Genomic DNA, 20716 nt, shown 5'->3' with positions numbered 1-20716 from the left:
CCACAAGACCTATCCCTGTCTGCCGAGAGGGTTGCGGGTGGACCGGCACAACCAGGTCTGGTGCCGGGACATCACCTATCTGCCGATGCGGCGTGGCCTTTCCCTATCTGGTGGCCAGTTTGGACCGGTTCACGCGCAAGGTGCTGGCCTGGCGCATCTCGAACACGCCGGAAGCCGAGTTCTGCAAGCGGCCCTGAACCAGGCCATCCATAGGTTCGGCCCGCCCGAGATCATGAACACCGACCAGGACAGCCGGTCCACGTCCTTCACCAGGACGGACCGACTTCGCAAATCAGGGGTGCGAATGTCGATGGATGGGAAAGGCGTTCGCAGGCTCACCCTCGACACCATCTTCATCGAGAGGCTGTGGCGGAGCCTGAAATACGAATGCGTTGACTTGCATGCCTGGGAGACCGGATCGGAGACGAAAGCGGCCATCAGGCCATGGATGACCTTCTACAATCACCAGCGCCCTCACTCAGCCCTCGGCGCCAAGCCACCGGCGCTGGTCCATTGGCAGCGAAATGATCTCAACCAACCCGATCAGCAGGTGCAGCGAGTGGCTTAGATTACGCCAGATCCCGTCCAAGAGATGGCGAGTGGCTCAGTCCGTACTAGCGAAGCAATTCGCATGTAGGCTGTGACAAGCGGACACTGCAGACTGGGCTCGTCTGGATTCTTAATAATCCGTATTATGTATCATGCCGACATCTTGAAATTGTAGTAGCGTTTCTATCCGGCCTTGCAGCTCCCGATGCCAACGCGCATGCTGAAGGCAATCGAACTCCGTAAGGAGTATGATAGCAGTCTCGATCTCGGAATGTGATTACAATGTTTCAATATGTGATTTTAGCTTGGTGTCACAGGAAGAAAGCTTAGAATGCTGAAGGATATCGTCGGGGCCAAGGCCGTGCTGGCGACGTTTACGGCCGATTATCGTTCCTTCGTCCGTCCGAACCTTAGGCAGTTCAACCTTTTCACTAGTGAGACAAATCCTAGGTATCTCGGCAACCACCCCATGTGCAGTGACACGTCGGCGCGACATGCCATGCCCTCAACCGATTGCGGCGGGCTTTATGAGACCCATCATGCCGGTTGGGCCGCGGTAACAACCCAGGCATCCCTAGACTGCTCGTACACATGGAAGACAATATGACGATGAACACGCCCTGCCCGATTATCTTCGACCTGGACGGCACACTGATCGACAGCGCCCCGGACATCCACGGTTGTGCTAACAAGGTTCTTGACCAGTTCGCGCTGCCCTCGTTGACACTGCCGCAAGTTCGCAGCTTCGTCGGGGGTGGTGTCGATATCCTTTGGACCCGTATTATCGCCGCGCAGGATATTGACCCCGTTCAAAAGCCGGCTCTGGTTGCGGCTTTCATGCAGCGTTACGAGCATGCCCATGACCTCACCCGAATGTATCCCGGCGTGCAACAGGCCTTGGAGCGGCTTTCGGACAATGGACATCCGCTCGGCATCTGCACGAACAAGCCGCTTCATGCCACGCACAGCGTCCTGCGCCATTTCGGGCTGGATCGCATGATGCGGACGGTCGTCGGAGGAGATTCTTTACCGCAGAAAAAGCCCGATCCCGCGCCGTTGCGGCTGGCCATGAGCCAGATGGGCGTCACGTCCACAGATCCCGACGCGATCTTTGTGGGCGACAGCGAATTTGACGCCGAATGTGCAGCGGCGGTGCCGGTTCCTTTCCTCCTCTACACCGAAGGCTATCGAAAAAGCCCCGCGAAGGATTTGCCGCATCGCGACATGTTCGATCGATTTGAGGATCTGCCAGGATTGGTCCTGTCGGTGGCCAACGCCTGAAATCCGTGCAGATCGTTGTCGGCGGGACCGCTTCAGGGGCATGGGCTTGACAACACGGTGCAAAAGTCGGCAGTTCCGGGGGTGAACTTGTGTCTTGAAAGGGCCCCGCCATGGATCTGCGTCAGCTGAGCGCCACTCTTGCCGTTTCGCCTCAGATCCTGCCCGAGGATGTTCCGGCGCTTGCCGAAGCCGGCTTCAAGGTTCTCGTCAACAACCGTCCCGATGATGAGGTCGGGCCCGATCTGGACCATGATGTGATGGCCAAGGCCGCCGCCGATGCCGGCATGGGCTATCGCTACCTGCCCTTTCATCCCGGACAGGTGACGCCGCAGCTAATCTCCGATTTTGCCGCAGCGACGGCAGGCCAAGGTCCGGTCATCGCGTATTGTCGCTCGGGGAACCGTTGCAGCGTGCTTTGGGCGCTGACCCAGGCAGGCAAAATGCCCGAAGATGACATCATCCAGACCGCGGAAAAGGCCGGTTACGACCTTGACGGCATCCGGCCCCTGATCGCCTCCCTGGCCAGCCGCAAGGGCTGAAAAGCCCCTGCCCTGCGATCTCTTTTCAGGCCGGGACGTCCAGCGCGCGCTTGACGTTTGCGGTCCACCCCAACAGGTGCAGATCGCCCGCGATGATGGCCGGCCGCTTCATCACGCTTGGCTTATCGCCCATCATCTCGACAGGATCGGCAGTACGTTCGTCCTCGGACATGCCACGCCATGTCAGGCTGGCCCGGTTGATGATCTTGTCGCCGAATTGCGCAACCAGATCCGCGCGTTCAGCGCCTGACAACGGCTGCTGCTGAACGTCGTGAAACGCGACCGTCCAGCCGTGTTCCTCCAGCTGAGCCTTGGCATTCTTACAGGTCGAACATTTTGCAAGACCAAGTATTTTCAATGACTTGTTCATAGGATGCCGCCTCAGATCAGGGGAACGAAAGGCACTCCGCAGGCGGTCAGCGCCAGCAGAGAAGCAAGGGACAGGATGATGCGCATGTGATGTCCTTGGGGTAATGTCTTCACAAGGTTATGAAACGCGGCCCATCCGTCATCAAGTCACAAATCACCTGATCCCTCATGGTGAAGCCTGCGACGGATGCGCCCCATCGCCAGCCAGACCAGCAGAACGGTCAGTGGCGTGATGACTGCCACCAGATGGGATTTCGGAGCATTCATCATGGCAGCCACAGGTTCCAGCGCATGTCCCAGCAGGCCGACGGCGTAATAGCTGATTGCTACGACCGACAGGCCTTCGACCGTATGCTGCAGCCGCAATTGCAGGTCGGCGCGGCGGTCCATGCGGGTCATGATGTTCTGGTTCTGCGCGCTGCGTTCGACATCGACGCGGGTCCGCAGCAGTTCGGCGGCGCGCGCCGCCCGTTCCATCATCTTGCCCAAGCGCAATTCGACCGATTTCGTGGTGCGCATGGCAGGCTGATAACGACGACGCATGAATTCCGTCATCATCTGGCGGTCCATGAAACGCGTTTCGCGCAGCGCCTCGATCCGGTCGCTGACGATCGCCTCATAAGCCGATGTCGCGCCGAAACGAAAGGAATGCTGCACCGCCTCGGCCTCCAGCTGGGTCGAGACCGACAGCAATTCGTGCAGCATCTGTTCCGCGGGGCGATCGTCGTCGGTCATCGCTTCCAGGATCGCGCTCAGACGCGGCTCGATATCGTTCAGCCGATGCGCCAGCTTGCGGGCCCGACCAAGTCCCAGCATGGACATGGCGCGATAGGTTTCCAGTTCGACCAACCGGTGCACCAGCCGCCCGATACGGCCCTCGGACGTGCCGGGACGGACGAATACCGCGAAACGCATCCAGCCATCCGCATCGATGCGGAAATCGCTCGCGACCATCGCGGCCTCGTCCAGCACCCAAACCGCCGCCATGCTGTCGCGCGCGAACCAGCCCGACAACCGCTCCAATGCTTCGGAAGGGTCGTCGGGCAACCAGTCCACCTGCACCAGAACGGCCGCAACCCGCTTGCCGGGCGCCCGCACCTGCCATTCCGAGGAAAAGATGGCCGCCGCCGACGGATCGAAGGGCCGGATGGGCAGGCCGGGAGTCATCGCCATATAGGTCACGAACTCGGTATGGCTTTCCCATTTCAGATCGTGACGACCCAATTTGCCCTGATAGTGGCTGTCCTGGGGATCTGGGCGCGGTCCGCCGTGACGCGACACCAGCAAGGCCAGATGTTCGGCGTCCTTGCTGTGATCGCGGTTGGCGGCCTCCTTGGGTTCCTTGAAGGCCACGAAGGCGGCCGTCGCGGGCGCGGAGAGCCGTGGCGAGGGCCGGGCGTGCAGCTCATTCACCAAGGCATAGCGCAAGGGATGTTCCAGTGCCGGGTCCACGCGAATTCTCCTGTCAGGGGCGCTTGTTCAGGACCACGTATAGCAGGCCGCCGAGGAATGCACCGATCAACCAGCCGAAGCCCGACAAAGATTGCAGACCGGGCAGCCAAACCGTGCCCACCGAAAACAACGCCGCCAGCGCCAGGGCGATCAGCGCGCGATGGTTCCATCCGTTCCGATAGTAGTACCGCCCAGCCTTGTCTTCGGAAAACAGCGCGTCGACGTCCAGTTCGCGCTTCTGCACCAGATAATAGTCGGCGATCAGGATGCCATAAAGCGGCGCCAGCAGGGCGCCCACAGTCTCGACGAAACCGGCGATCCCGATGGCCGAGATGAAGGCGACCCAAAGCGCACCGATAAAGAAGGCGATGCCCGCGGCGATCAGCCCGCCCGCCTTAGCGTTGATCCGCGCGGGCGCCATGTTGGCGATGTCATAGGCAGCCGGGATGAAGTTCGCCACCAGGTTGATGCCCACCGTCGCCGCAAAGAAGGTGACTGCGGCAATCAATGTCAGGGCCAGGTTGTCCACCCGCGCGACGATCTCGGTCGGGTCGGTCAGGCGTTCGCCGTAAAGCACCACCGCGCCCGCCGTGATGAACAGCGCGATCAGCGAAAAGAACGCCATCGAAACCGGCAGCCCCCAGAAATTGCCCGCGCGCATCTGGCCTTCAGTCTTCACGAAGCGCGAAAAATCGCCGAAATTGATCACCACCGCCGCGAAATAGGCGACCATGACGCCGACCACCGCGACAAAGCCCGACAGGTTGTTCCCGTCGCCCTCGCCCTGGAAGATGACGCCGATCTCGGACCAGATGCCGTTGCCGGCCTGCCACCAGATCATCAGCGCCAGCGCGATCATCACGGCATAGACGAAGGGGCCTGCCCAGTTCAGGAAACGGCCCACCCATTCGATGCCCATCAGGAACAGCCCGATCTGGAAGGCCGCGACGATCAGATAGGCCAGCCAGTCGACCCCCGCCATGCCTAGGAACGTCCCTGCCCCATCCGCCGCCAGCGCATCGATGCCAAAGACCGCGCGCAAGGCCAGCGCCACCGCGGTCGAGGCGAAATAGGTCTGCACCCCGTACCAGAAGATGCCGACGATCCCGCGCGCCAGCGCCGGAAAACGTGCACCATGAACCCCCATCGACGCCCGCGCCATCACGGCATAGGGGATGCCATAACGGACCGACGGACGTCCCGACAGGTTCACCAGAAACATCACGATGAAGCCCGCAAGGATGATTGCGGCAAAGGTCAGCCAACCGTTCAACCCATAGGTCAGAAACAGCGAAGCCGCCAACGTATAGCCGAACAGGCTCTGGATGTCGTTGTTCCAGACGTTGAAGATCTCGAAGGCACCCCATTGCCGCTTTTCGGGTGGGACCGGTGCCAGATCCTCGTTGTAAAGCGCAGATGCGTCCCGTGGCGTGCCTGTCGGTATCATGATGCCGTCCCCGTTCTCGTTTTACGGTCATGACAGCGCGCATGACGCCGTCGTCGCAAGCACAAAGGCGTGATCAACTTTCCCTTGGGGAAAGAAACAGAGTTCGGGAAATATGATGAATGGTTCTGCCTGATCCGCAGGCATTCGGAAAATGGTGCGGCGAACAGGCCGCCGCACCAAGAGCGGTCAATCGACCATGGGAAGCAGCTTGTTGATGCTGTCCTTGGCGTCGCCATAGAACATCCGGGTGTTCTCCTTGAAGAACAGCGGGTTCTCGATGCCGGAATAGCCGGTGCCCTGGCCGCGCTTGGACACGAACACCTGCTTGGCCTTCCAGACCTCCAAAACGGGCATCCCGGCGATCGGGCTGTTCGGATCATCCTGCGCCGCCGGGTTCACGATGTCATTGCTGCCGATGATGATCACGACGTCGGTCGAGGGGAAGTCCTCGTTGATCTCGTCCATCTCCAGCACGATGTCATAGGGCACCTTGGCCTCGGCCAGCAGCACGTTCATGTGCCCGGGCAGACGCCCCGCGACGGGATGGATCGCGAACCGCACCGACTTGCCCGCCGCGCGCAGCTTGCGCGTCAGTTCGCTGACGGCGCCCTGCGCCTGCGCCACCGCCATTCCGTAACCCGGCACGATGACCACGCTGTCGGCCTCGTTCAGGGCCGATGCCACGCCGTCCGCATCGATGGCGATCTGTTCGCCCTCGATTTCGGCCGCAGGTCCGGTCTCGCCGCCGAAACCGCCCAGGATCACGCTGACAAAGTGACGATTCATCGCCTTGCACATGATATAGGACAGGATCGCGCCCGACGAACCGACCAGCGCACCCGTCACGATCAACAGGTCATTGCCAAGCGTAAAGCCGATGGCCGCAGCCGCCCAACCGGAATAGCTGTTCAGCATCGACACCACGACCGGCATGTCGGCGCCGCCGATACCCATGATCAGGTGATAGCCGATGAAGAAGGCCAGAAGCGTGATCAGGATCAGCCAGAAGACGCCTGCGCCGAACCCCGTGAAATAGAGGATGCCGAACAGCACCGCCAGCGCCAGTGCGCCCGCATTCAGCATGTGGCCGCCCGGCAGCTTCTTGGGCTTGCCATCGACGCGTCCCGACAGCTTGGCGAAGGCCACGACCGAACCCGTGAAGGTCACGGCACCGATAAAGATGCCCAGAAAGACCTCGATCTTCAGCATCGCGATCTCGGCCGAGGTCTTGTCGGCCAGCACGGCGGCAAAGCCGTGGAAGACCTCCTCCAGACCCTGCGCGCGGGCGCGCATGACGCGGCCCAGCTCGATCTGGGCGTTGAAGCCGACAAAGACGGCAGCGAGGCCCACAAGGCTGTGCATGGCCGCGACCAGCTGGGGCATTTCGGTCATCTGCACGCGCTTGGCCACGATCCAGCCGATCGTGCCGCCGATGGCGATCATGATGACCGACAGCAGCCAGTTTCCGGCACCAGGGCCGAACAGCGTTGCAAGCACGGCCAGCGCCATGCCCGCGATCCCGTACCAAATGGCACGTTTCGCGCTTTCCTGTCCCGACAGCCCGCCAAGCGACAGGATGAACAGGACCGAGGCGACCACATAGGCCGCGGTGGTGAATCCGTATTCCATCACCCTCTCCTTACGACTTCTGGAACATGGCAAGCATGCGCCGGGTGACCATGAAGCCACCAAAGATGTTGATGCCCGCCATCAGCACGGCCAGCGCGCCCAGCAGCACGACCCACCAAGACCCGGACCCGATCTGCATCAGCGCACCCAGGATGATGATCGAACTGATCGCGTTGGTGATGGCCATCAGGGGCGTGTGCAGCGAATGGGCCACGTTCCAGATCACGCGGAAACCGATGAAGCAGGCCAGCACGAAGACGATGAAATGCGACATGAAGCTGACAGGCGCGACAAGTCCGATCAGCAGCAGCAGCAGACCGCCGCCGACCAGGATGCCGACCTGTTGGCGGGTGTCGGCCTTGAAGGCGGCGGCCTCGGCGGCGCGGCGCTCCTCGGGGGTCGGTTCCTTCTTCTTTTCCTTGGGCTTTTGCGCCGCAATGGCTGCGACCTTGGGCGGGGGTGGCGGCCAGGTCACGTCGTGATCGCGTGCGACCGTCGCCCCACGGATGACGTCATCTTCCATGTTGTGGTCGATGACGCCGTCCTTCTTGGGGGTCAGGTCGGCGATGAAGTGGCGGACATTGTTGCCGTAAAGCTCGGACGCCTGCGCCCCCATCCGCGACGGGAAATCGGTATAGCCGACGATCACCACGCCGTTGTCCGACACGATGCGTTCGTCCATCACCGTCAATTCGCAGTTTCCGCCCTTTTCGGCGGCCAGATCGACGATGACGCTGCCGGGCTTCATCGCCGCAACCATGTCGGCCGTCCACAGAACCGGGGCATCGCGTCCCGGGATCAGCGCGGTCGTGATGACGATGTCCATCTGGGGCGCCAGTTCGCGGAACTTGGCCAGCTGCTTTTCACGGAATTCAGGGCTGGAGGGGGCCGCATAGCCGCCCGTCGCGGCGCCATCCGCCGTCGGCTGGTCGAATTCCAGAAAGACGAACTCGGCGCCCATCGATTCGATCTGTTCCGACACTTCGGGGCGCACGTCGAATGCATGCACCTGCGCGCCCAGACTGGTCGCCGTACCGATGGCGGCCAAGCCCGCGACGCCCGCACCGACGACCAGGACCTTGGCCGGCGGCACCTTGCCCGCCGCCGTCACCTGCCCTGTGAAGAAGCGCCCGAAATTGTTCGCGGCCTCGATCACGGCGCGATAGCCCGCGATATTGGCCATGGATGACAGCGCATCCATCTTCTGGGCGCGGCTGATGCGTGGAACCATGTCCATCGCGATCGCCGTGACGCCCTTCTCCTTGGCCCGGGCCAGCAGTTCTGAGTTCTGCGCGGGATAGAAGAACGAGATGACCGTCTGCCCCTCGCGCATCTGATCCAGCTCGGCCTCGGTGGGTTGGCGGACCTTGGTCACCACGTCGACGGCACCGATCAGCTCGGATGCCGACTGGCAGATGGACACGTCGGCCTTGCCATAATCATCGTCGGAAAAGCCCGCGCCCGTTCCGGCACCGGCCTGGACAAAGACCTCGTGGCCCAGCTTGGCCAGATGCCCGGCCGAGGCCGGGGTGATCGCCACCCTCGCCTCTCCGGGATGGTTTTCTTTCAGTGCGCCAATCTTCATGGCTTGCTCAGCCCCCCGCCTTGTTGGTTTCGCAGTCGCAGAATTAATAGCATCACGAAATTATATTTCACAAGTCCGTGCCCCTGCGAAGATAGTTGTACTTGTAATGCCCGTCACAGGACGGAAACGGATCAATTGCCCGTTTCGACCCGTCAGACGTGAAAAAGCCCGGACGATGAACGTCCGGGCCTGTCTTCAGACCTGCGCAGGTCTCAGTTCGCGGGTGCGGTCGTGGTGTCGGCCTCGACATCCGCTTCCGGAGCGACGGCGGGCTCTTCCTCGACGGTGATCGCATCGTCCAGCGCGTCGGCTGCATCCTGAGCGGCCTCGGCAGCTTCATTTGCAGCATTGGCAGCGGTCTCGCCAGCGCTGTCCAGCGCGTCGTCCACAGCGTTGCCAGTTGCTTCGGCGGATTCCTCGGCGGCGTCAGCTGCGCTCTCGGCGGCGGATTCAGCCTCTGCAGCCGCATCCTCGGTCGCCGTTTCGGCGGTGGTGCCTGCACTTTCGGCGGCGTCATCGGCTGCCGCAGCAGCGTCTTCGGCTGCCGCTTCGGCATCGGCTGCGGCCTGATCGGCTTCGGCTTCCGCCTCAGTCTCGACGGCGGCGGCATCAGCCTCGGGCTCGGCCACGGGCTCGGTCACCACGGCGGGTGCCTCGGGCTCGGTCGGATCGGCGTTTTCAGACGTGGTGACGGTGGTGGTGTCGCCATCGACGGTCACCGTGTCGTCGGTCATGAAGCGCTGCAGGACGAAATAGGCCAGGGCCAAGGCCAGAAGCACACCGATGATCAGCGGCAGCGCCGAAGACTTGCGCTCGACAGGCTCGACATAGGTTTCCTTGTGATCCGGGGTGCCGGGTTTCGGGCGGTTGGGATCGTTGGGATCATAGCTCATGGTGGCCTCCAAATTAATGCTGTCAAATGACAGGTTTAGGTCGCAGTTATGTGCGGCGGCATCCTGCGCAAGTCAATCTTGCAATCCCAGCACCCGGCTTGCGACCCGGCTTTCAGGCGATTAACACCGGCTCAAGGCAAGGGTTCCGCCCACGCCACATTTTTCAGAAAGGTCGCCGCCGATGTCCTTGACCAAAAGCCAGCCGGTTCAGTTGTTGTCCGACTATGCCCCCTACCCGTTCGTCCTGTCGCAGACGCGGCTTGATTTCACGTTGGCGGCGCAGGGAACGCGGGTGATCGCGCAGCTTGACCTGGCCCCGCGCGACGCCGATGCGGTGCAGGATCTGGTCCTGGATGGTGGCAAGGATGTGACACTTTTGTCACTGACGATCGACGGGGCGGCCATCGACGCCACCCATGTCACCCATGATGACGAACGGCTGGTCATCGCGGCAGCTGCCCTGCCCCGCCAGCCCTTCACCCTGGCATCCGAGGTGTCGATCGACCCCGCCAGCAACACGGCCTTCGAGGGCCTCTATCAATCCGGCGGCATCTTCTGCACCCAGTGCGAGGCCGAGGGCTTTCGCCACATCACCTTCTATCCCGACCGTCCCGATGTCATGACGACCTTCCATGTGACGGTGCGCGGCGCCCTTCCGGTCCTTTTGTCGAACGGCAATCCGGTCAGCGCCGAAGATGGCGTGGCCGTCTGGCACGACCCCTGGCCCAAGCCCGCCTATCTCTTCGCGCTGGTCGCAGGTGATCTGAAAGCTGTCAGCGACAGCTTTACCACCACCTCGGGCCGCAAGGTCGATCTGAATGTCTGGGTCCGTCCCGGCGACCAGGACCGCGCGGGCTTTGCCATGGAATCGCTGATCAAGTCGATGAAATGGGACGAGGACGTCTATGGCCGGGAATACGACCTGGATGTCTTCAACATCGTGGCCGTCGATGATTTCAACATGGGCGCCATGGAGAACAAGGGGTTGAACATCTTCAACTCAAAACTGGTCCTGGCCAGCCCGGAAACCGCGACCGACACCGACTACGAACGGATCGAGGCGGTCATTGCCCATGAATATTTCCACAACTGGACCGGCAACCGCATCACCTGCCGCGACTGGTTCCAGCTGTGCCTCAAGGAGGGGCTGACCGTCTTCCGTGATCAGAGCTTTACGAGCGACCTGCGCAGCGCGGCCGTCAAGCGGATCGAGGACGTCCGTGCCCTGCGCGCCCGCCAGTTCCGCGAGGATCAGGGTCCCTTGGCGCATCCCCCGCGGCCCGACCGCTATGAGGAAATCAACAACTTCTACACGGCGACCGTCTATGAAAAGGGCGCCGAGGTGATCGGCATGCTGAAACGCCTGGTTGGCGACGCCGATTACGTCAAGGCGCTTGACCTGTATTTCGACCGCCATGACGGCGACGCCGCCACGATCGAGGACTGGCTGAAGGTCTTCGAAGACGCCACAGGTCGCGACCTGACCCAGTTCAAGCGCTGGTACACTGACGCAGGCACCCCCACCGTCACCCTGTCCGAGGAATGGCAGGACGGCACGCTGACCCTGACCCTGTCGCAATCGACCCCGCCTACGCCCGGTCAGGATCAAAAGCCCCCCCGCGTCATCCCGGTCGCCGTGGGCCTTCTGAGCCCGAACGGGCAGGAAGTGCAGACCACCCGCGTCCTGGAACTGACCGGAGAGCGTGACAGCTTTACCTTCGAAGGGCTGTCGGCCCGCCCGGTCGTGTCGGCCCTGCGCGGGTTCTCGGCGCCGGTGATCCTGCAGCGGCAGATGGACGACGCCACGCGTGCCTTCCTGTTCGCCCGTGACACCGATCCCTTCGCCCGTTGGGAAGCCGGTCGTGAACTGGCGCTGTCGGCGCTGGTCGCCTTGGCGCGGGGCGAGCAGGCGGGTGCGGATTACGTCCAGGCCATTGGCGCCCTGGCCGGCGATCACGCCGCCGATCCGGCCTTTCGCGCCTTGTGCCTGAACCTGCCCGGAGAGGATGAGATCGCGACCCGTCTGACCGCCCTCGGGGACGTGCCCGATCCCGACGCCATCCATGCGGCGCGGGGCGATCTGGCGCGCAGGGTGGCCGAAACCCATCGCGACCTGCTGGTCCAGATCTATGACGCGATGCAGGTTACCGGCCCCTATTCGCCCGACGCGACGTCGGCGGCGAAACGGTCGCTGCGCATCGCGGCGCTTGGCCTTCTGGGGCGCGTCGAAGGGTCCGACCGCGCGCAGGCGCTGTTCGACACCGCCACCAACATGACCGAGCGCATGGCCGCGCTGGCCGTGCTGCTGCGCCTTGGCCAGGGCGACGCGGCGCTGCAGACCTTGCACCGGGAATTTGCCGATAACCGCCTGGTGATGGACAAATGGTTCAGTATCCAGCCGATGGCCGCGCCGCCCGCCGATGCGGTGCGCATCGCGCGGGACCTGGCCCAACGCGATGATTTCGACTGGAAGAATCCCAACCGTTTCCGCGCGCTTCTGGGCGGTCTTGCGGCCAATCATGCGGGGTTCCACGCGGCCGACGGATCGGGCTATGATTTCACGGCGGATTGGTTGATCCGCATGGATGCGGCCAATCCGCAGATCGCCGCGCGCATGTCGACCGCGTTCGAGACCTGGCCGCGTTATGACGAAAACCGCAAGGCTCTTGCGCTGGCCGCCTTGGAACGTATTGCAGCCGTTACGGGTTTGAGCCGTAATACGCGCGAAATGGTCTCGCGGATGATCGGGGCGGGCCGCTGAGGCGGCGCGCCCGCGAGGGGGGAAGGATGGCACAGACCATGACTGCAAATGATGACGCCCGCGCCGAAATGCATGCGCGGATCGACCCCCTGATCGCCGAACGTGCGCCGTGGCTCTATTCAGGCAAGCTGCACCATCGGCTGATCCGTCTTGGGATGATGGGTCTTCTGCATTATCCCAAGACCGTCACGCTTGGCGTGGAATTCCGCGACCTGCCTGCGGCCGAAATCATGCGCCGCATGTCGGACCTGATCGTCCACGATCTGCAGGTCGAGGGGTTAGAGAATCTTCCCGCCACCGGTCCCGCGCTGATCGTGGCCAATCATCCGACAGGCATCGCGGACGGAATCTTTCTGCATGCGATGATATCGCAGCTGCGCGATGACCTGTTCATCTATGCCAACCATGACATGATCCGCGTTTTGCCACAGACGGTCGAGATGATCGCCCCTGTGGAATGGCGCGTGGAAAAGCGCAGCCACGCCAAGACCCGCGCCACCATGGATTACACCCGCGACGCCCTTGGCGCGGGGCGCATGGGCCTGATCTTTCCCTCGGGGCGTCTGGCCAAGCGTCAGGGACTGACCCTGCATGAGCGTCCCTGGATGGCCAGCGCGGCAATGATCGCGCGCAAGTTCGACGTGCCGATCATCCCGTTGCGGATCAGGGCGCGCAACTCGGCGCTGTTCTATCTGCTGGATGCCATTCACCCGACGCTGCGCGACGTGACCCTGTTCAACGAGGTTCTGAACAAGACCCGTCATCCCTATCGCGTCACGGTGGGCCGCCCGGTGGATCCCGCCGATCTGCCGCGCAACAGCGAAGAGGCAATTGCGCTGTTGCGGGACAAGGTCCTCAGCCTGCCCGCGCCCGCACCGGGATGCGCCAAGCTGACCCGCGAACGCGGCATCACGCGGTTCCGGCGCGCCGTCAGCCCCGTCAGGGGCTGACAAAGGCTTCTCAGACCGCCATGTCGTCGCGGTGGACCAAGGCCGCGCGGCCCGAATACCCCAGAATATCCGCGATCTTGGCCGATTGGTGCCCCGCAATCCGGGCGGCTTCGATGGCGGTATATCGCGTCAGACCGATCGCCAGGCGCTCACCCGCCGGACCTTCGATCTGCACCGGATCACCACGGCCGAAATCACCGATCACGCGCGTCACCCCTGCGGGCAGCAGCGATTTTCCGCGCGACAGGGCCTGCGCCGCGCCGTCGTCGATGATCAGCGTGCCACGGGGTTTCATGGCTGCGATCCAGCGCTTGCGCGCCAGTTGGGGATCGGCCTCGGGCAGGAACCAGCTGCTGCGCGCACCATCCGCCACCGCCGATAACGGATGCAGGACCGAGCCTTCCGCGATGGCCATGGCGCAACCGCCCGCCACGGCGGTCCGCGCGGCCATCAGCTTGGTCTTCATGCCGCCCTTGGACAGGCCCGAAACCGGATCGCCGCCCATCGCCTCGATCGCGGGGGTGATCGCCTCGATCACCGGCAGGTGACGCGCGGTCGAATCCGTCTTGGGGTTCGCGGTGTAAAGCCCGTCGACGTCGGACAGCAGCAAAAGCTGGTCCGCCCCACAGGTGACCGCGATCTGTGCCGCAAGGCGGTCGTTGTCGCCAAAGCGGATCTCATCGGTGGCAACGGTGTCGTTTTCATTGACGATCGGCACCACCCCAAGCGACAGAAGCGTCTGCATGGTGGCACGGCTGTTCAGATAGCGGCGGCGGTCGGCGCTGTCCTCAAGGGTCAGCAGGACCTGTGCGGTCGTGACCCCATGCGGTGCCAACGCCTGTTCATAGGCGCGCGCCAGCCGGATCTGGCCAACGGCCGCGGCGGCCTGCGCCTGTTCCAGCGCCAGCGGGCCGTCGGGAAGGCCCAGCACCCGGCGACCAAGCGCGATCGATCCCGACGAGACCAGCACCACGTCGCATCCCATGCCGCGCCATTTCGCGACATCATCGCACAGCGCGCCCAACCATTCGTCGCGCAATCCGTCGGGGCCGACCAGCAGGGCCGACCCGATCTTGACGACCAGCCGCCGGGCTGCCTGCAGTCGCGGCGCCGTCACGGCTTCGCTCAGGGCTGCCACGGCGTGTCTTCCGCGTCCCGATCCGCCTTCGGCGCACGCGAGGGCGCGATTTCGGTCCAGAGCGACCGCAACACCTCGGTCACGCCCTCGCGCGACACGCCCGACATCAGCATGACCGGCATGCCCAACTCGGCCTCGACCGCGGCGCGGCGTTCGGCCAGCAGATCCTCGTCGATGGCATCGATCTTGTTCAGGACCGTGACGCGCGGCTTTTCCATCAGCACCGACGAATAAGCGGCCAGTTCGTTCAGGATGGTGCGCGCATCGCCCGCCGGGTCCTCCGACGTGCCGTCGATCAGGTGCAGCAGGACCGAACAGCGTTCGATATGACCCAGGAAGCGGTCCCCGATGCCGCGCCCTTCATGCGCGCCTTCGATCAGGCCCGGAATGTCGGCCATGACGAATTCGCGCCCGTCAATTCCCACGACGCCCAGGTTCGGGTGCAGCGTGGTAAAGGGATAATCGGCGATCTTGGGGCGGGCGTTCGACACCGCCGCCAGAAAGGTCGACTTGCCGGCATTGGGCAGACCCACCAGCCCGCCATCCGCGATCAGCTTCAGCCGCAGCCAGATGGTGCGTTCCACCCCTGGCAGGCCTGGATTGGCGGTGCGCGGCGAACGGTTGGTCGAGGTCTTGAAATGCAGGTTGCCCCAGCCCCCGTTGCCGCCCTTGGCCAGAACGACCCGCTGACCGGGCTCGGTCATGTCGGCGATGACGGTTTCCTCGTCCTCGTCCAGGATCTCGGTGCCGACGGGAACGCGCAGGATGACATCGTCGCCCGAACGGCCGGTCATCTGGCTGCCCATGCCGTGCTGGCCGGACTTGGCAAAGAAGTGCTGCTGATAGCGGAAATCGATCAGCGTGTTCAGGCCTTCGACGGTTTCGACGATCACGTCGCCGCCACGGCCGCCATCGCCACCATCGGGTCCGCCATATTCGACGAATTTTTCGCGCCGGAACGACGCGCAGCCCGCACCGCCGCCGCCCGAACGGATATAGACTTTCGCAAGGTCAAGAAATTTCATGGACACGGCTCCTTTTGCGGACTGCCGATACGCTTTTGTGGGCATTCGCGCAAGGGTGGCGGGCTGGCAATGCGGATGATGCACCTTATGTAAAGGTCAAAGGAGACCGCCATGATCCGTTTCGACAACAGCTATGCCCGCATGCCCGACGGCTTTTTCGCGCGGGTCCGCCCCACGCCCGTCAGCGCTCCGGCATTGCTGGCGCTGAACGACGCGCTGGCCGAACGGCTGGGATTGACGCCCGCGCAGCTGCGCAGCACCGAGGGTGTGTCCGTCCTGGCGGGCAATGCCGTCCCGCGCGGTGCCGAACCCATCGCCCAGGCCTATGCCGGCCATCAGTTCGGCGGCTTTGTGCCCCAGCTGGGCGACGGGCGTGCCGTTCTGCTGGGCGAGGTCGTCGCCCCTGACGGCGCCCGCTTCGACCTGCAGCTGAAGGGCAGCGGACCGACGCCGTTTTCCCGCCGGGGCGACGGCCGGGCCTGGATGGGACCGGTGCTGCGGGAATATCTGGTCAGCGAATTCATGGCCGCGATGGGTGTCCCCACGACCCGCGCGCTGGCTGCGGTCGGCACCGGCGACATGGTCTGGCGCGAAGAGGGCGGCCTGCCCGGAGCCGTGTTGACCCGTGTCGCCGCCAGCCATATCCGCGTTGGCACCTTCCAGTATTTCGCGGTGCGCGACCGCCGCGATGCCTTGGCAGCGCTGACCGATCACGTGATCGAACGCCATTATCCCGATGCCACGGGCCCGCTGGATCTTCTGAACAAGGTGGTGGCACGGCAGGCGCAGACCATTGCCGACTGGATGTCGCTTGGCTTCATCCACGGCGTGATGAACACCGACAACATGGCGATCTCGGGTGAGACGATCGATTACGGGCCTTGTGCCTTCATGGATGTCTATCACCCCGACACGGTCTTCTCCTCGATCGACCGGAACGGGCGCTATGCCTGGGCACAGCAGCCGCAGGTCGCCGTCTGGAACCTGGCGCAGTTCGCCACCTGCCTGATCCCGCTGATGGGCGACGAGGAACAGGCCGTCGAAGATGCCACCAAGGCGGTCCACAGCTTTGGCCCGCTTTATCAGGCGGCATGGCAGCGGCGCTTTGGCGACAAGCTGGGCATCGAAGGCGCGCCCAACCAGCAGCTGATCGAACGGCTGCTGACGCTGATGGCGCAGCAGCGGGCCGATTTCACGCGCGTCTTCTCGGGCCTTGCCGCGGGGACCGCGCGCGACGAATTCACCGACCGCGCGGCCTTCGACGCATGGGCGCGCGACTGGCAGGCCCTGTCGCCCGACATGGCGACGATGCGCCGGGTCAACCCGGTCCGCATCCCGCGCAACCACCGGATCGATGAGGCGATCGCCGCGGCCGTGGCGGGCGACATGGCCCCTTTCGACCGGCTGTTCGACGCCGTCACCCATCCCCGCGACCCGCGTCCGGAATGGGACGACCTGTCCCGCGTCCCGTTGCAATCCGAGGTGGTTCGGGCGACGTTCTGCGGAACCTGACGGACATCGCGCGACATGCTGAAACTGGCCAGCTACAACCTGCATAAATGTCGGGGCCTGACGGGACCGCACGCGCCGGAACGCAATCTGGCCGTCATCCGCGCATTGAACCCCGACATCATCGCCCTGCAAGAGGTCGATTTCCGCCTTGGCCCCCGCATCGAGGCCCTGCCCCGCAAGCTGATCCTGTCGGAGACGGGGCTGGTCCCCGCCGACATCTTCGGCACATCCGAAAGCAGCTTGGGCTGGCATGGCCAGACGATCCTGATGCGCCCCCACCTGGCCGCACAGGCGACCCTTCGCCGCCTGCCCCTGCCCGGCCTGGAACCGCGCGGTGCCGTCGCCCTACGGCTGCCGCACCTGACGATCATCGGGATCCACCTTGGGCTGGCGCGGTCGTCGCGGCGGGCGCAGCTGGCCCGCCTGACGGCACAGGCCGCGCGCATCGGGTCCGATCACGTGGTGATGATGGGGGATTTCAACGAATGGCGCGATGATCGCGGGCTGGAATCGCTGGCGGGGTTCCGGGTCGTCGCCCCTGGCCCGTCCTATCCGGCCCCGATGCCGCAACTGCGTTTCGACCGGATCGCCATGTCGCGCGACCTGACATTGCTGGAGTCGGGTGTCTTTCACGGGGCGGGTGCGCGCGATGCATCCGACCATCTGCCGATCTGGGCGCGGATCGCGCTTCCGTGAAAATTGCGACTTTCCGATAGGGGCCTGCGCTTGTATGTAAGCGCTAACGCAGATCAACGGAGGGTCCTCATGACTGCCATTATCGACATCTATGCCCGTGAAATCCTTGACAGCCGTGGCAACCCCACGATCGAGGTCGACGTGACGCTGGAAGACGGCACGATGGGCCGCGCGGCGGTCCCTTCGGGCGCATCGACCGGCGCGCATGAGGCCGTCGAGAAGCGCGATGGCGACAAGTCGCGCTATATGGGCAAGGGCGTCCTTGAGGCCGTCGCCGCCGTCAACGGCGAGATCGCCGAAGCCCTGATCGGCGAAGACGCGACCGAACAGCGTGCCATCGACGCGATGATGATCGACCTGGACGGCACCCCCAACAAGGGCCGTCTGGGCGCGAATGCGATCCTGGGCGTGTCCATGGCCGTGGCCAAGGCCGCCGCCGAGGCGACCTCGCAGCCGCTCTTCCGCTATATCGGCGGCACCTCGGCCCATGTCCTGCCCGTGCCGATGATGAACATCATCAATGGCGGCGAACATGCCGACAATCCAATCGACATCCAGGAATTCATGATCATGCCGGTCAGCGCGGAAAACATCCGCGAAGCCGTCCGCATGGGTTCGGAAATCTTCCACACGCTGAAAAAGGAACTCTCGGCGGCGGGCCTGTCCACGGGCATCGGCGACGAGGGCGGCTTTGCGCCGAACCTGTCATCCACCCGCGACGCGCTGGACTTCATCCTGAAGGCCATCGAAAAGGCCGGCTACAAGCCCGGTGACGACATCATGCTGGCGCTGGACTGTGCCTCGACCGAATATTTCAAGGACGGCAAGTACGAGATGAAGGGCGAAGGCAAGTCCCTGACGCCCGCCGAGAACGTCGACTATCTGGCCGCGCTGTGTGACGACTATCCGATCCTGTCGATCGAGGATGGCTGTGCCGAGGATGACTGGGACGGCTGGAAATTGCTGACCGACCGTCTTGGCGACAGGGTCCAGATGGTCGGCGACGACCTGTTCGTCACCAACCCGACCCGCCTTGCCGATGGCATCGAAAAGGGCTGTGCCAACAGCCTGCTGGTCAAGGTCAACCAGATCGGCACCCTGTCGGAAACGCTGGACGCCGTCCGCATGGCCGACCGCGCAGGCTTCACCAGCGTCATGTCGCACCGTTCGGGCGAAACCGAGGACGCGACCATCGCCGACCTGGCCGTCGCCACCAATTGCGGTCAGATCAAGACCGGTTCGCTGGCCCGTTCGGACCGGTTGGCCAAATACAACCAGCTGATCCGCATCGAGGAAATGCTGGGTGCCACGGCGGTCTATGCCGGCCGCAGCATCCTGCGCTGATCCTCTCAGTCGGGGCCGTTCGTCGGCCCCGACCTTGCCAGATCGGCCAGCGTGCCAAGCGCCGCTGCCAGGATCTGCGGCCCCATCCGACAATTCAACGCGATGCGGACCCCCTGCGGCATGCGCGCTGTCACCGTGCCATCCGTCATGAAATCCGTGGCGGGACGCACGATGATGCCTGCGGCGGCAGCCCGGATCACGAAATCCTCGGACCGCCAGGGGCCGGGCAGTTCCAGCCAGATCATCGGCACGCCGGGCCTGCTGGCGATCTTCAGACCGCTCAGCTGCGACAGCGCCATATGGCGGCGTTCCTCGACGCGCTTGTGGACATCGGCGGCGATGCGGCGCGCGTCGCCGGACCCGATCAGGCGCGTCACCAGTCCCGTGATCGGCAAGGACAGACCCATGTGGCTGTGCTGAGCCCCGATGCGCCCCGCCTGCCCCATGCCCGGCGGACACAGAAGGATGCCAAAGCGCAACCCCGCGGCGATGATCTTGGACAGGCTGGTCACGTACCAGACGCGTTCGGGCGCCAACGCGCGCAGGCTTTGCGGGGCATCGGGATCAGGGCCGGTGGAATAACATTCATCCTCGATCACCTGCAGGTCGTGCCGCCGCGCGATCCGCATCAGCTCCGCCCGCCGTTCTGGCCCCATTCCCGCCATCGTCGGGTTCTGCGCCGAGGGCGTCAGGCAGACCAGCCGCGCGCCGCTTTCACGCGCGACGCGGTCCAGATCATCGGGCAGCATCCCCTGTTCGTCCATCATCACGGGCAGCGTCTCGGCCCGCATCAGGCGCGCGGCATGGGTGATGCCGGGATAGGTCAGCGCCTCGGTCATTACCTTGGCGGGCTGATCGGCCAGGCACAGGGCCATGACCAGCATGATCGCGTTCTGGCCGCCATGGGTCAGGACCAGGTCCTGGGCCGAAACCTCGCCCAAGGGGCGCACCGACATCCAGCGCAGCAGCGATTCCCGGCAATGCAGATCACGACTGAGCGGCGTGTAATCAAGGATGTCGGCCCCCAACTCGGCGCCGATATCGGCCAGGTGGCGGCCGATGATGCGCGCCTGGTCGCAATCAGGCAGCTGAGGGATGCGCAGATCGGCCGGACCGTCCGCGTTCAGGGGCCGGTCCAGGCTTTCATAGAGCAGCGGTTCCGGCACCGGCCTGCGCGGCTTGGGGGCGGCGATGAAGCTGCCGCGCCCGACATGGCTCTCGATGACCCCCTCGGTCGCGGCCAGCTGATAGGCGCGCGCGACGGTGCCGGTGGTCACCTTCAGCCGCCATGCCAGATCGCGCATCGGTGGCAGGCGCGTGCCGGGGGCCAGTTCCCCCGAACGGGCCGCCTGACGCAGCGCATTGGCCAGCGCCCGGAACTTGGGACCCTTGTGCAGGGTCAGGTCCGGTTGCCAATCTTCGATCCGCATCTGGGCCCCCTTCATCTGCGCGAAGCACAAGGTAATACGCGAAAAAGGCGGGCACAATCATCGCTTTGGCCCATATCGCCCCCTTGCCCGCCCCGACCCGCATTTTTTAGTCCCGA

Annotated in this window: 16 protein-coding genes and 1 pseudogene; 8 read left to right on the top strand and 9 right to left on the bottom strand. The window is 64.0% G+C overall.

From position 1 onward, the window contains the following. From IE00_RS19700 to IE00_RS06315, 3 genes and pseudogenes are all read left to right on the top strand, one after another. Positions 1-568: pseudogene (locus IE00_RS19700) on the top strand (transposase); the annotation flags it as partial. Positions 569-1140: 572 nt separating this feature from the next. Beyond that, on the top strand, positions 1141-1830 hold the full coding sequence (gph, locus tag IE00_RS06320) for a phosphoglycolate phosphatase (protein ID WP_240493804.1): 690 nt from the start codon (positions 1141-1143) through the stop codon (positions 1828-1830). Between the two features lie 110 nt (positions 1831-1940). Further along, positions 1941-2369, top strand: a complete 429-nt coding sequence (locus tag IE00_RS06315; protein WP_072296234.1) for a TIGR01244 family sulfur transferase — start codon at positions 1941-1943, stop codon at positions 2367-2369. A gap of 25 nt (positions 2370-2394) precedes the next feature. Here IE00_RS06315 and IE00_RS06310 read toward each other — a convergent pair whose 3' ends face one another. The 6 genes from IE00_RS06310 to IE00_RS19455 form a co-directional block, all read right to left on the bottom strand. Then, positions 2395-2739, bottom strand: coding sequence for an arsenate reductase family protein (locus IE00_RS06310; protein WP_083554123.1), 345 nt, complete (start codon positions 2737-2739; stop codon positions 2395-2397). A gap of 146 nt (positions 2740-2885) precedes the next feature. Continuing rightward, positions 2886-4190 carry a DUF3422 family protein gene (locus tag IE00_RS06305; protein WP_072296233.1) on the bottom strand — a complete coding sequence of 435 codons (1305 nt, stop codon included), beginning with the start codon at positions 4188-4190 and terminating at the stop codon, positions 2886-2888. 13 nt (positions 4191-4203) lie between these two features. Then, complete coding sequence (locus IE00_RS06300) at positions 4204-5637, bottom strand: NCS1 family nucleobase:cation symporter-1 (protein ID WP_072296232.1); 1434 nt, start codon at positions 5635-5637, stop codon at positions 4204-4206. A gap of 186 nt (positions 5638-5823) precedes the next feature. Next, entirely contained in the window at positions 5824-7266 is a 1443-nt protein-coding gene (locus tag IE00_RS06295) for an NAD(P)(+) transhydrogenase (Re/Si-specific) subunit beta (protein WP_072296231.1), read from the bottom strand. A 10-nt stretch (positions 7267-7276) separates the two neighbouring features. Continuing rightward, the gene (locus IE00_RS06290; RefSeq protein WP_072296230.1) at positions 7277-8851 is read right to left on the bottom strand and encodes a Re/Si-specific NAD(P)(+) transhydrogenase subunit alpha; all 1575 of its coding nucleotides are present in this window, start codon (positions 8849-8851) and stop codon (positions 7277-7279) included. 212 nt (positions 8852-9063) lie between these two features. Then, complete coding sequence (locus IE00_RS19455) at positions 9064-9744, bottom strand: hypothetical protein (RefSeq protein WP_083554121.1); 681 nt, start codon at positions 9742-9744, stop codon at positions 9064-9066. Between the two features lie 181 nt (positions 9745-9925). Here IE00_RS19455 and pepN point away from each other — a divergent pair, with 181 nt between their 5' ends. Both pepN and IE00_RS06275 read left to right on the top strand, forming a co-directional pair. Next, complete coding sequence (pepN, locus tag IE00_RS06280) at positions 9926-12505, top strand: aminopeptidase N (RefSeq protein ID WP_072296228.1); 2580 nt, start codon at positions 9926-9928, stop codon at positions 12503-12505. 38 nt (positions 12506-12543) lie between these two features. Beyond that, positions 12544-13455, top strand: coding sequence for a 1-acyl-sn-glycerol-3-phosphate acyltransferase (locus tag IE00_RS06275; RefSeq protein WP_072296227.1), 912 nt, complete (start codon positions 12544-12546; stop codon positions 13453-13455). Between the two features lie 10 nt (positions 13456-13465). On the opposite strand, the gene proB is transcribed toward IE00_RS06275, so the two are convergent. Both proB and obgE read right to left on the bottom strand, forming a co-directional pair. Next, on the bottom strand, positions 13466-14584 hold the full coding sequence (proB, locus tag IE00_RS06270; protein WP_371328431.1) for a glutamate 5-kinase: 1119 nt from the start codon (positions 14582-14584) through the stop codon (positions 13466-13468). Next, a complete protein-coding gene (obgE, locus tag IE00_RS06265) occupies positions 14581-15618 on the bottom strand; it encodes a GTPase ObgE (protein WP_072296226.1) in 1038 nt (345 codons plus the stop codon). The genes proB and obgE overlap by 4 nt, the downstream gene beginning before the upstream one ends. A 111-nt stretch (positions 15619-15729) precedes the next feature. Here obgE and IE00_RS06260 point away from each other — a divergent pair, with 111 nt between their 5' ends. From IE00_RS06260 to eno, 3 genes are all read left to right on the top strand, one after another. Next, positions 15730-17130 (top strand): YdiU family protein, encoded by a 1401-nt coding sequence (locus tag IE00_RS06260; protein ID WP_072296225.1) that lies wholly within the window; start codon positions 15730-15732, stop codon positions 17128-17130. Between the two features lie 15 nt (positions 17131-17145). Further along, positions 17146-17826, top strand: a complete 681-nt coding sequence (locus tag IE00_RS06255) for an endonuclease/exonuclease/phosphatase family protein (protein WP_072296224.1) — start codon at positions 17146-17148, stop codon at positions 17824-17826. A 69-nt stretch (positions 17827-17895) separates the two neighbouring features. After that, complete coding sequence (gene eno, locus IE00_RS06250; protein ID WP_072296223.1) at positions 17896-19170, top strand: phosphopyruvate hydratase; 1275 nt, start codon at positions 17896-17898, stop codon at positions 19168-19170. 5 nt (positions 19171-19175) lie between these two features. On the opposite strand, the gene IE00_RS06245 is transcribed toward eno, so the two are convergent. Next, a complete protein-coding gene (locus IE00_RS06245) occupies positions 19176-20600 on the bottom strand; it encodes a PLP-dependent aminotransferase family protein (RefSeq protein ID WP_072296222.1) in 1425 nt (474 codons plus the stop codon). Positions 20601-20716 lie beyond the last annotated feature (116 nt).

The sequence above is a fragment of the Paracoccus sp. SM22M-07 genome (assembly GCF_001887735.1).
Lineage (GTDB): Bacteria > Pseudomonadota > Alphaproteobacteria > Rhodobacterales > Rhodobacteraceae > Paracoccus.
Note: the sequence above shows the minus strand (reverse complement) of the source record. Positions and strands in the feature narration are given on the sequence as shown.